The sequence below is a fragment of the Streptomyces sp. NPDC056361 genome (genome assembly GCF_042262805.1).
Taxonomy (GTDB): Bacteria; Actinomycetota; Actinomycetes; order Streptomycetales; family Streptomycetaceae; genus Streptomyces.
Genome location: NZ_JBHJQI010000012.1, coordinates 1 through 12,250, shown reverse-complemented (window position 1 = coordinate 12,250; position 12,250 = coordinate 1). Strand labels below are relative to the sequence as shown.

Sequence of the window (12,250 nt, the reverse complement as noted above, 5' to 3'; positions counted from 1 at the left end):
CCGAAACCAGGCCACTCATATGTGCGGCTCCCCGCACGCACGTGCGTCCGGTGCGGAAGAATGGTGCGGTGACCTCTCCCCGTTCCCCGCGCCCTTCCGCGCCGGCGCCCCGGCTGATCGCCACCGACCTCGACGGCACCCTGCTGCACGACGACAAGTCCGTCTCCGCACGCACGGTCGCCGCCCTCGCCGCGGCCGAGCGAGCCGGAATCGAGGTCTTCTTCGTCACCGGCAGGCCGGCGCGCTGGATGGACGTCGTCAGCGACCACGTCCACGGGCACGGCCTGGCGATCTGCGCGAACGGCGCAGCCGTCGTGGACCTCCACGGAGAGAACACGTTCGTCGAGGTACGCCCGCTGGAGCGGTCGGCCGCCCTCGCCGTGGTCACGGCCCTGCGCGCCGCCGCCCCGGGCACCTCGTTCGCCGTCGAGCTCACCACCGGCATCCACTACGAGCCGCAGTACCCGCCGTTCTTCCTCGACCCCGGCGCCACCGTCGCCACCGCCGAGAAGCTCCTCTTCGAGGAGGCGCCCGGGGCCGCCGCACCCGTGCTCAAGCTGCTCGCCCAGCACCCCGAGCTCGACCCCGACGCGTTCCTCGCGGTGGCCAAGGAGACCGCCGGCGACCTGGCGTCCTTCACCCGCTCCAGCCCCACCGCGCTCATCGAGATCAGCGCGCTCGGCGTCTCCAAGGCCTCCACGCTCGCGCGGTGCTGCGCCGAGCGCGGCATCACGGCGGACGAGGTCGTCGCCTTCGGCGACATGCCGAACGACATCGAGATGCTGACCTGGGCCGGCCGCTCGTACGCGATGGGCAACGCCCACCCCGACGTGATCGCCGCCGCCTCCGGCCGCACGGTCGGCAACAACGAGGACGGGGTCGCCGTCGTCATCGAGCAGCTGATCGCCGAGGCACTGACCGCGACACAGGACGGCACCGCGACGCAGGACGGCACCGCGCAAGGCTGACCGTCAGGCCGACCGGCCCGTACGGGGACTCCCACACCGGAACGCCCGTACGGGGACTCCCACACCCGAGCTCCCGTATGGGGACTACAGCGGCGCCTCCCACACCACCGTCGTACCGCCGCCGTCCTCCCCGAGCCCCGGCCCGCACCAGCTGGCGCCGCCCAGTGACTCGGCGCGCCGGGCCAGGTTGCGCAGACCGCTGCGGCGCCCGCCCGCCGGGATGCCGATGCCGTCGTCCGCGACGGAGAGCCGCACCCCCGCGGAGCCGTCGGGAAGGGTGGCGGTGGCGTCGACGACGACCTCGATCCGGTCCGCCTCGGCGTGCCGGAACGCGTTGGAGAGCGCCTCGCGCAGGGCGGCGATGAGGTTCTTGCCGGTCAGTTCGCCGACCGTCGAGTCGATCGCGCCGAGGAAGCGGTGCGCGGGCTTGAAGCCGAGGGGGACGGCCGCCATGTTGATCTCCCGCAGGACGCGGGTGCGCAGTCCCGACGGGGCTTCGGCGGGGCCCTGCTGGAGCGCGAAGATCGCCGTACGGATCTCCTGGATCGTCACGTCCAGCTCGTCGACGGCCTTGCCCACGCCCTCGCGCACGGCCGGCACGATCGACCTGCGCTGGGCGCTCTCCAGCATCATCCCGGTGGCGAACAGCCGCTGGATGACCAGGTCGTGCAGGTCGCGGGCGATCCGGTCGCGGTCCTCGTACACGGCGAGGCGCTCCCGGTCCCGCTGCGCGTCGGCCATCATCAGGGCGAGCGCGGCCTGCGAGGCGAACTGGGTGGCGAGCGTCCGCTCCGCCTCGGTGAACTGGCGGGCGCCCCGCGCCCGGGGCGTGGCGAGCGCCCCGAGGACCCGCCCGCCGCTCTGCAGCGGCAGCATCATGCCGGGCCCGTACGCGGAGGTCAGCCGGCTGATCATGCGCGGGTCCGTCGAGGCATCCGTGATGAAGACCGCCTGGCCCTCCAGGAGTTCCTTGACCACGGCGCTCTCGGGCGGGATCACCACGCCGAGCGACTTGGTGGGTCGGGGCGAGGAGACGGCGACGATCTCCAGGCCGCCCTCCTCGGCGGGCAGGAGCACGATCCCGGCGTCCGCGTCGGCGAGCCGCCGGGCCTGTTCGGCGACGACGGTGAGGGCGTCGTCCGCGTCGCCGCCGGAGAGCAGCGCGGTGGTGACGGCGACCGAGCCGTCGATCCACCGCTCGCGCTGCCGGGCGGCCTCGTAGAGGCGGGCGTTGCCGATGGCGATGCCCGCCTCGGTGGCGAGCACCCGGACCATGTGGACGTCGTAGTCGTTGAACTCGCCGCCGCCGTGCTTCTCGGCGAGGTACAGATTGCCGAAGATCTCGCCCTGGACCCGGATGGGGACGCCGAGGAAGGTCCGCATCGGCGGATGGCCCGGCGGGAATCCGGCCGCGCGGGGGTCCTCGGACAGGTCGGCGAGGCGGATGGTCTGCGGGTCGCGGATCAGCGCGCCGAGCAGTCCCGCGTGCCCGTCGGGTCGGCGGCCGATGCGGCGGGCTGTGGCCTCGTCGACGCCGAAGGTGACGAAGTCGGACAGGCCCTCGCCCTCGTCGTCGACGACGCCGATCGCCGCGTAGCGGGCGTCGGCGAGCTCGGCGGCGGTCTCGCAGATGCGGTCGAGGGTGGAGTGGAGTTCGAGCCCGGTACCGACCGAGCGCATGGCCTCCAGGAGCTGAGGCACGCGGGCGGTGAGCTCCGTGGACAGTCCCTGGAGGCTGCGGGTGGCCTGGGTGGCTGCTTCCAGGGGGTCCGGGGCGTCGGACTCTTCGGCGGTCATGGGCTTGAGCCTAGTAAGTCCTATTTGGCGAGAAAAGTCGGCTGGTCCTCTCCGCCGCCCTCCGCCATGCCGGCTCCGCCCGCTCCCACCGCCAGCAGATCGGTCTGCCGCTCCTGTTCCAGCATCCGGCGCAGCGGGCCGTCCGCCGCGGCCAGCTCCGCGTACGGGCCGCGCTGCACGGTCCGGCCGCCGTCGAGGACGATCACCTCGTCGACGGCTTCGAGGCCGTGCAGCCGGTGGGTGATGAGGACGGTCGTACGGCCTTCGGTGGCGCGCAGCAGATCGTCGGTGAGCGCGTCGGCGGTGGCCAGGTCGAGGTGCTCGGCCGGCTCGTCGAGGACGAGGACGGGGAAGTCGGCCAGGAGGGCCCGCGCGAGCGCGAGGCGCTGGCGCTGGCCGCCGGAGATCCGGGAGCCGTGCTCGCCCACGAGGGTGTCGAGCCCGGCGGGCAGCCCGTCCACCCAGTCGAGCAGCCGGGCGCGGCGCAGCGCCTCGCGCAGCTCGTCGTCGTCCGCCCCGGTGCGGGCGAGCCGCAGGTTCTCGCGGACGGAGCTGTCGAAGAGGTGGGCGTCCTGGGCGCAGAGGCCGACCAGCCGCCGTACCGCGTCGCCGTCGAGTTCCCCGGCCGTGACGCCGCCCAGTCGGTACGTGCCGTGCTCCGGGTCGAGGAACCGCAGCAGCACCTGGGCGAGCGTGGTCTTGCCCGAGCCGGAGGCGCCGACGACGGCGACCCGCCGCCCGGCCTCCAGGGTGAGCCGGAAGTCGGCGAGTGCCGCCCGGTCCTGCCCGGCGTACCGGGCCGACAGCCCGTCCAGTTCCAGCGGGAACGGGCTGGCCGGGGGAGTCCCGGGCCGGGCCGGTTCGTGTACGGGGACGGGGGTGTCGAGCACCTCGAAGACCCGCTCGGCACTGTGCTTGACGCGCTGCCGGTACTGCACGGCGAGCGGCAGTCCGGTGACGGCCTCGAAGGCGGCGAGCGGCGTCAGGACGACCACGGCGAGGGCCACTCCGTCGAGGCGCCCGTCCCGCACGCCCTGGACGCCGACGGCCGCGGCGGCCACCACCGTCAGGCCGCAGACCAGTGCCGAGAGTCCGGCCCCGAGCGCGGTGGCCGCGGCCTGCCGGGAGGCGATGCCGGTGAGGGCGCGGTCGGCGTCCCCGGTCCGTTCGATCCTGCCCCGCAGCGCACCGGCCACCGTCAGCTCGGCGCAGCCGCGGAGCAGATCGGCCACGGCGGTCGCCAGGCCCCCTCGCGCAGGGGCCAGCCGCCGTTCAGCCCGGCGGGCGAGGGCCCCGCCGGCCGCCGGCACGGCGATCCCGGCGACCAGCAGGCCCACGGCGAGGACGGCGCCGGCCTCGGGCAGCAGCCAGGCGGTGAACCCGGCGGACGCCACGCCCACGACGAGTGCCGCGCCCACCGGGAGCCACCAGCGCAGCCAGTAGTCCTGGAGCGCGTCGACGTCGTGGACCAGCCGGGCGAGCAGGTCGCCGCGCCGGTTGCGGCGCAGCCCGGCCGGGGCGATCCGCTCCAGGCCCCGATAGACGGAGACCCTCAGCTCGGCGAGCATCCGCAGCACGCCGTCGTGCGACACGAGCCGCTCCGCGTACCGGAACACGGCCCGGCCGATGCCGAACGCGCGCGTGGCCGTGACGGCCACCATCAGATAGAGCACGGGCGGCTGCTCGGACGCCCGCGAGATCAACCATCCGGACACCGCCATCAGTCCGACGGCGGACCCGAGCGCGAGGCTTCCGAGCAGCAGCGCGAGCAGCATCTGCCCCTTGAGCTCGCCGGCCATCCCCCGCACGCGCCCGAGCACCGACGACCCTGAGGTGGGGGTCCGTTCCGCACGGGGCGGGACGGAGAGGTACGGCTCTGCTGCCGCGTCGGGCCCGATGCCTCCGTCGCCCCGGCCGGTACCCCCGGCCGCCCCCGCTGCGACGGGAACCGCGGCGAGCACGTCCCCGGCGGGCTCCGCGCGGCCCAGCGTCACCACCCGGTCGGCGACCGCGAGCAGCGCAGGCCGGTGCACGACCAGCAGCACCGTCCGGCCCGCCGCCAGCCGCCGGACCGCGTCGACGACTCCCGCCTCCGTCTCCCCGTCCAGCGCCGCCGTCGGCTCGTCGAGCAGCAGCAGCGGCCGGTCCGCCAGGAACGCCCGGGCGAGCGCGAGCCGTTGCCGCTGGCCCGCCGAGAGTCCCGCGCCGTCCTCGCCGAGGACCGTGTCGAGCCCTTGCGGCAGCCCCGTGACGAACCCGTCCGCCCCGGCGTCCCGCAGTGCCTCCCGTACCGCCTCGTCGGAGGCGTCCGGGCGGGCCAGCCGCACGTTCTCGGCGACCGTCCCGGCGAAGAGGTACGGGCGCTGCGGCACCCAGGCGATCCGCGACCGCCAGGCCTCCAGGTCGAGCGCCGCGAGGTCCTCGCCGCCGACCCGTACCGAACCGCCCTCCTCGGGCACCGCGAACCCGAGCACCACGTCGAGGAGCGTGGACTTCCCGACGCCGCTCGGTCCGACCAGGGCGACCGTCTCGCCGGGCTCGACCGTCAGCGTCGCCGCGTCGAGCGAGGGTTCGGCGCGCCCCTCGTGGCGTACCGTCACCCGGTCGAGTGCGAGCCGCAGGACGTCCGGCACCGGCGCCGTGCCGCCGTCACGTACCGGCTGCTCCAAGACGTCGAAGATCTCCTCCGCCGCCGCGAGCCCCTCGGCCGCCGCGTGGAACTGCGCCCCCACCTGCCGCAGCGGAAGGTACGCCTCGGGGGCCAGGACGAGGATGACGAGCCCGGTGTAGAGGTCGAGCTCGCCGTGGACCAGCCGCATGCCGATGGTCACGGCGACGAGGGCGACCGACAGCGTCGCGAGGAGTTCCAGGGCGAAGGAGGAGAGGAAGGCGATCCGCAGCGTGCGCATCGTCGCCCGGCGGTACTCCGAGGTGATCGCACGGATCGACTCGGCCTGTGCCTTGGCCCGGCCGAAGATCTTGAGGGTGGGAAGGCCGGCCACCACGTCGAGGAAGTGTCCGGAGAGCCGGGAGAGCAGCTTCCACTGCCGGTCCATCCGGGCCTGGGTGTACCAGCCGATGAGGATCATGAAGATCGGGATGAGCGGCAGGGTGACGACGATGATCGCCGCCGAGATCCAGTCCTCGGTGACGATCCGGGCCAGCACCGCCACCGGTACGACCACCGCAAGTCCCAGCTGCGGCAGATAGCGGGCGAAGTAGTCGTCGAGCGCGTCCACTCCCCGCGTCGCGAGCGCGATCAGCGAACCGGTCTTCTGGCCGCTCAGCCACCCGGGGCCGAGCGCGGCAGCCCGGCCGAGCAGCCGGCCCCGGAGTTCCGACTTGACCGCCGCGCTCGCCCGGTGGGCGGCGAGCTCGGTCAGCCAGGAGACCAGTCCCCGTGCCACCGCGACGCCCGCGAGCAGCAGCAGAGGGGTGGTCAGGGCGGAAACCGACTGGCCCTTCTGGAAGGCCCCCACCACGATCTCGGCGATGAGCATCGCCTGGGCGACGACCAGCGCCGCCCCGACGAGGCCGAGGGCGACCACCGCGATCAGGAAGAGACGGGTGGCCCGGGCGTACCGGAGCAGGCGCGGATCGATCGGTTTCACGTGAAACATGCCCCTCTAGTGAGCGTCGGCGATGTGCTGCGTACCGATGCGCTTACGGAACACCCAGTAGGTCCAGCTCTGGTAGAGCAGCACCAGCGGGGTCGCGATCGCCGCGCACCAGGTCATGATCTTGAGCGTGTACGGGCTCGACGACGCGTTCGTCACGGTAAGGCTCCACTCGGGGTTGAGCGAAGACGGCATGACGTCCGGGAAGAGGGCGAGGAAGAGCATCGCCACCGCGGCGGTGATCGTGACGCCCGAGAGCGCGAAGGACCAGCCCTCACGCCCCGCCTTGATGGCGGCGATGGCACCGACGAGCGCCACCACGGCGACCAGCATCGCCGCGAGGCTCCAGCTGTCTCCCGTGTCGACCTGGGTCCAGATCAGGAAGGCCAGCGCGAGCACCGCCGTCACGAGGCCCAGCTTGAACGCGAGCGCCCGCGACCGGCCCCGGATGTCCCCCACCGTCTTCAGCGAGGCGAAGACCGCGCCGTGGAAGGTGAAGAGCGTGAGGGTGACCAGGCCGCCGAGGAGCGCGTACGGGTTGAGCAGGTCCCAGAAGCTGCCGACGTACTCCATCTCCGCGTCGATCTTCACGCCCCGGACGATGTTGCCGAAGGCCACGCCCCAGAGGATCGCCGGGATCAGCGAGGTCCAGAAGATGGCCTGCTCCCAGTTGCGCTGCCAGCTCTCCTCGGGCCGCTTCACCCGGTACTCGAAGGCGACGCCCCGGATGATCAGGCAGACGAGGATGATCAGCAGCGGCAGGTAGAAGCCGGAGAAGAGCGTCGCGTACCACTCGGGGAACGCGGCGAAGGTCGCGCCGCCGGCGGTCAGCAGCCACACCTCGTTGCCGTCCCAGACGGGCCCGATGGTGTTGATGAGGACCCGCTTCTCGACCCGGTCACGGGCGAGCAGCTTGGTCAGGATCCCGACCCCGAAGTCGAAGCCTTCGAGGAAGAAGTAGCCGGTCCAGAGGACGGCGATGAGTACGAACCAGACGTCGTGGAGTTCCATGCCTCGATCTCCTGAGCCTCAGTACGAGAAGGCCATGGGGCGGTCGGGGTCACGAGAGTCCCCGCCGATCTTGGTGGGCGGGTTGAGGTCGTCCTCGGTGAGCTCCGGCGGGCCCGCCTTGACGTACTTGACGAGGAGCTTGACCTCGATCACGGCGAGGACGGCGTAGAGCGCCGTGAAGATGATCATCGAGGTGAGCACTTCGCCCGTGGTGGTGCCGGGGGAGACCGCGTCGCGGGTGCGCAGCACGCCGTAGACGACCCAGGGCTGGCGGCCCATCTCGGTGAAGATCCAGCCCCAGGAGTTGGCGATCAGGGGGAACGCCATGGTCCAGAGGGCGATGATCCAGTACCACTTGCCCAGGCGGGGGCTGAGCGCCTTCCGCTTGAACAGGACCAGGTTCGGCACTTCGTCCTCACCGGTCCTCAGTCCCGGTGCCAGCATGAACTTCTTCCTGGTCAGCCAGAGACCCAGCATGCCGATGCCCAGCGACGCCATGCCGAAGCCGATCATCCAGCGGAAGCCCCAGTAGGCGACGGGGATGTTGGGCCGGTAGTCGCCGGGCCCGAACTTCTCCTGCTCGGCCTTGTTCACGTCGTTGATGCCCGGGACGTACGAGCTGAAGTCGTCGTTCGCGAGGAAGGACAGCAGGCCCGGGATCTCTATGGCGACCGTGTTGTGGCCCTTCTCGACGTCGCCGTAGGCGAAGACCGAGAAGGGTGCGGGCGCCTCGCCGTCCCAGAGCGCTTCGGCGGCGGCCATCTTCATGGGCTGCTGCTTGAACATGACCTTGCCGAGCAGGTCGCCGCTGATGGCGGTGCCGAGGCCGGCGATGATCAGGGTGATCAGGCCGAGCCGCAGCGACGTCCGCATCACCGGGATGTGCTTCTTCCGCGCCAGGTGGAAGGCGGAGATGCCGACCATGAAGGCGCCGCCGACCAGGAAGGCCGCCGTGATGGTGTGGAAGAACTGGGTGAGGGCGGTGTTCTGGGTGAGCACCAGCCAGAAGTCGGTGAGCTCCGCGCGCCCGCGCTCCTCGTTGATGCGGTAGCCCACGGGGTGCTGCATCCAGGAGTTGGCCGCCAGGATGAAGTACGCGGAGAGGATCGTGCCGATCGACACCATCCAGATGCAGGCGAGGTGGATCCGCTTCGGGAGCTTGTCCCAGCCGAAGATCCACAGACCGATGAAGGTCGACTCGAAGAAGAAGGCGATGAGCGCCTCGAAGGCGAGCGGGGCACCGAAGATGTCGCCGACGAAGCGCGAGTAGTCGGACCAGTTCATGCCGAACTGGAACTCCTGCACGATGCCGGTGACGACTCCCATGGCGATGTTGATCAGGAAGAGCTTGCCCCAGAACTTCGTCGCCCTGAGGTACTTCTCCTTCTCGGTCCGCACCCAGGCGGTCTGGAGACCGGCGGTGAGGGCGGCGAGGGAGATCGTCAGGGGGACGAAGAGGAAGTGGTAGACGGTGGTGATGCCGAACTGCCAGCGCGCCAGAGTCTCTGGCGCAAGAGCGAGGTCCACGTCGTTTTCTCCTTACATCGCCGTGGTCACATCGGCAGTTTGCCCTGGTAATCCCACTTATTAAGGGACGAACCAGGACACGCTTGTGAACGCGTTCACATTCACAAGCATTATTGCTCATACGAAATCCGTACCTTCAGTCGGGGTCCCCCTACCGAAGGTCACCTCTTCCCAGGGCCTTCAACATATTGTTGAATCCGGGGCATGACCCTTCGGATACGCATCGTCTGGCCGGCCGGACACACCACGGCCACCCTTGAGGAGACCCCCACGAGCACGGCGCTCGCGGGAGCCCTCCCGATCTCCTCCACCGCCCGCACCTGGGGCGAGGAGGTCTACTTCGACACTCCGGTCTCCGTGCCCGTCGAGGACGGCGCACGCCAGGTCGTCGACCCGGGCACGGTGGCCTTCTGGACGGACGGCGACGCCCTCGCCCTCCCCTACGGCCCGACCCCGATCTCCCGGGGTGAGGAGTGCCGGCTCGCGAGCCCCTGCAACCTGCTGGGCTCGCTCGACGGCGACCCGCGGATCCTGGCCACCGTCAGGGACGGCGACCCGATCCGCGTGGAGCTCGCCGGCGGCTGATCAGCCCTCCTTGCGGAAGCCCTCCGCCACCTTCAGGAACAGGTCGTTCGCCTCGGTCTCACCGATCGTGACGCGCACGCCCTCGCCCGCGAACGGCCGCACCACCACACCGTGCCGCTCGCACTCCGCCGCGAAGTCCACCGTGCGCTCGCCGAGCCGCAGCCAGACGAAGTTCGCCTGGGTGTCCGGCACGGTCCAGCCCTGGGCCACGAGCCCGGCGTGGACCCGCTCGCGCTCGGCCACCAACGAGCCGACGCGCCCCAGCAGTTCGTCCTCGGCGCGCAGCGAGGCCACCGCCGCGTCCTGGGCCAGCTGGCTCACCCCGAACGGCACCGCCGTCTTGCGCAGCGCGGCCGCCACCGGCTCGTGGGCGACCGCGAAGCCGACCCTCAGCCCCGCCAGGCCGTACGCCTTCGAGAAGGTGCGCAGCACGGCGACGTTGGGCCGATCGCGGTACAGCTCGATGCCGTCCGGGATGTCGGCGTCACGGACGAACTCGCGGTACGCCTCGTCGATCACGACCAGGACGTCGGAGGGCACCCGGTCGAGGAAGCGCTCCAGCTCCGCACGGCGGACCGCGGTGCCGGTGGGGTTGTTCGGGTTGCAGACGAAGATCAGCCGGGTCCGGTCGGTGATCGCCGCCGCCATCGCGTCGAGGTCGTGCACCTCGCCCTCGGTCAGCGGCACCTGCACCGAGGTGGCACCGCTGATCTGCGTGATGATCGGGTACGCCTCGAAGGAGCGCCAGGCGTAGATGACCTCGTCGCCCGGGCCCGAGGTGGCCTGGAGGAGCGACTGCGCGACGCCGACCGAGCCGGTGCCGGTGGCCAGGTGGGAGACGGGCACGCCGAAGCGGTCTGCCAGCTCCTCCATCAGGCCGGTGCAGGCCATGTCCGGGTAGCGGTTGAAGTTCGCGGCGGCCGCCAGCGTGCTCTCCATGACCCCCGGCAGCGGCGGGTAGGGGTTCTCGTTGGAGGACAGCTTGAAGGCCACCGGCCCGCCCGCGGCGGCCGGCTTGCCCGGCTTGTAGGTGGGGACGCCGTCCAGCTCGGCCCGCAGCCTCGGGCTGCCCTTGCTCGTCCCGCTGGTCTCGCTCACTGTGTGGCCTCCTCGACCGTCCGTACCGCCAATACTCCTCACCTTAAGAGGATTCGCCCCCGCTGCGAATGGCCTGTGGACAACAGGAGGGACACGCTGTGGAAACGCGGCACCCCCTGAGGGGCGCGCGGCAGGGTGGCGTGCGCCGGTGGCGGGCGCCGTGGCGCGCATCCCCCGTAGAGGTGAGTTGAGACCTCTTCGAGACCTCACCCCCTCACCAGGCGTACGCCGTTCGACAACCACAGGTCTCATGGTGAAGCCCTGAACTGCCTTTGGTTTCATGCCTCTTGATGCTTTTTGATCATGCAGAAACGTGCCTGTCAATGCTTGCATATGCGACCGTCGCCACCGGCCCTCATCGCCCTACTATCGGCTCGCCATGACAGCAGCAGGGAAGCACCAGGTGAGCCGGGCACAGACCCGGGGAAGCCGGCAGGGCCGCGCGGGCATCCGGGACGTCGCCGCCGCCGCCGGGGTCTCCATCACGACTGTCTCCGACGCGCTCAACGGCAAGGGCCGACTCCCGGACGCCACCCGCCGCCACGTGCGCGAGGTCGCCGACCGGCTGGGCTACCGCCCATCCGCGGCGGCCCGCACGCTCCGTACGGGCAAATCGGGACTCATCGGCCTGACCGTGACGACGTACGGGGATGAACCTTTCACCTTCACCGAATTCGCGTACTTCGCGGAGATGGCCAGAGCCGCCACATCGGCAGCACTCGCCCGGGGCTACGCCCTGGTCATCCTCCCCGCCACCTCCCGCCATGACGTCTGGTCGAACGTCGCCCTCGACGGCACCGTCGTCATCGACCCCTCCGACCACGACCCGGTCGTCACCGAACTGGTCCGCCAAGGCCTGCCCGTCGTCTCCGACGGACGGCCCGCCGGCACCCTTCCGGTCACCGCCTGGGTCGACAACGACCACGAAGCCGCCGTCCTCGACCTGCTCGACCACCTCGCCGACGCCGGCGCCCGCCGCATCGGCCTCCTCACCGGAACCACCACCGACACGTACACCCGCCTGTCCACCACCGCGTACCTGAACTGGTGCGAACGGGTGGGCCAGGACCCCGTCTACGAGGCCTATCCGGCGCACGATCCGTGCGCGGGCGCCGTCGCGGCCGACCGGCTGCTCGCCCGCCCGGACCGGCCCGACGCCGTCTACGGCCTCTTCGACCCCAACGGAACCGACCTCCTGGCGGCCGCGCGCCGCTACGGGCTGCGCGTCCCGGACGACCTGCTGCTGGTCTGCTGCAGCGAGTCGACCGTCTACGCCACCACCGAACCGCCCATCACGACGCTCTCGCTCAAACCGCGCCGCATCGGCACGGCCGTCGTCCAGCTCCTCATCGACGCCATCGAGGGGATCGACGCGGACGGCCCGGTCGAGCAGGTGATACCGACCGAACTCATCATCCGCACCTCCTCGCAGCGCCGTTCGCCGCGCACGACGGTCAGCCCGCCGCGCTCACCCGCGAAGGACTGACACCCCCGAGGACCGACCCGCCCGGCACGCCGCCACGGCCGCCGCCCCCGCCCCTGCCCGTGGGCTGGGGCGGCGAAACCGGACACCACACCGGCCTCAACCCTGGACTGGACCTTCCCAATTCGGGCGAAACAACCGGTGAACCCGGAGTGGACCCGGAT

At 71.4% G+C, this 12,250-nt stretch carries 8 protein-coding genes; 3 read left to right on the top strand and 5 right to left on the bottom strand.

Going from position 1 to position 12,250, the window contains the following annotated elements:
- Positions 1 to 68: 68 nt before the first annotated feature.
- Positions 69 to 968 carry a Cof-type HAD-IIB family hydrolase gene (locus ACFCY7_RS06070; protein ID WP_376481746.1) on the top strand — a complete coding sequence of 300 codons (900 nt, stop codon included), beginning with the start codon at positions 69 to 71 and terminating at the stop codon, positions 966 to 968.
- Positions 969 to 1,052: 84 nt separating this feature from the next.
- Here ACFCY7_RS06070 and ACFCY7_RS06065 read toward each other — a convergent pair whose 3' ends face one another.
- From ACFCY7_RS06065 to ACFCY7_RS06050, 4 genes are read right to left on the bottom strand one after another with little or no spacing between them, the layout of a single operon-like run.
- A complete protein-coding gene (locus ACFCY7_RS06065) occupies positions 1,053 to 2,765 on the bottom strand; it encodes a GAF domain-containing sensor histidine kinase (protein WP_376481745.1) in 1,713 nt (570 codons plus the stop codon).
- A gap of 20 nt (positions 2,766 to 2,785) precedes the next feature.
- The gene (cydD, locus tag ACFCY7_RS06060) at positions 2,786 to 6,376 is read right to left on the bottom strand and encodes a thiol reductant ABC exporter subunit CydD (RefSeq protein WP_376481743.1); all 3,591 of its coding nucleotides are present in this window, start codon (positions 6,374 to 6,376) and stop codon (positions 2,786 to 2,788) included.
- A gap of 15 nt (positions 6,377 to 6,391) precedes the next feature.
- Positions 6,392 to 7,393: a cytochrome d ubiquinol oxidase subunit II gene (gene cydB / locus ACFCY7_RS06055; RefSeq protein WP_376481741.1), complete on the bottom strand. Its 1,002-nt coding sequence runs from the start codon at positions 7,391 to 7,393 to the stop codon at positions 6,392 to 6,394.
- An 18-nt stretch (positions 7,394 to 7,411) separates the two neighbouring features.
- Positions 7,412 to 8,920: a cytochrome ubiquinol oxidase subunit I gene (locus tag ACFCY7_RS06050; RefSeq protein WP_376481739.1), complete on the bottom strand. Its 1,509-nt coding sequence runs from the start codon at positions 8,918 to 8,920 to the stop codon at positions 7,412 to 7,414.
- A 204-nt stretch (positions 8,921 to 9,124) separates the two neighbouring features.
- Here ACFCY7_RS06050 and ACFCY7_RS06045 point away from each other — a divergent pair, with 204 nt between their 5' ends.
- Complete coding sequence (locus tag ACFCY7_RS06045; RefSeq protein ID WP_376481737.1) at positions 9,125 to 9,505, top strand: cyclophilin-like fold protein; 381 nt, start codon at positions 9,125 to 9,127, stop codon at positions 9,503 to 9,505.
- Here ACFCY7_RS06045 and hisC read toward each other — a convergent pair whose 3' ends face one another.
- Positions 9,506 to 10,603 (bottom strand): histidinol-phosphate transaminase, encoded by a 1,098-nt coding sequence (gene hisC / locus ACFCY7_RS06040; RefSeq protein ID WP_376481735.1) that lies wholly within the window; start codon positions 10,601 to 10,603, stop codon positions 9,506 to 9,508.
- Positions 10,604 to 10,982: 379 nt separating this feature from the next.
- On the opposite strand from hisC, the gene ACFCY7_RS06035 reads away from it, so the two are divergent.
- On the top strand, positions 10,983 to 12,089 hold the full coding sequence (locus ACFCY7_RS06035; RefSeq protein ID WP_376481734.1) for a LacI family DNA-binding transcriptional regulator: 1,107 nt from the start codon (positions 10,983 to 10,985) through the stop codon (positions 12,087 to 12,089).
- Positions 12,090 to 12,250 lie beyond the last annotated feature (161 nt).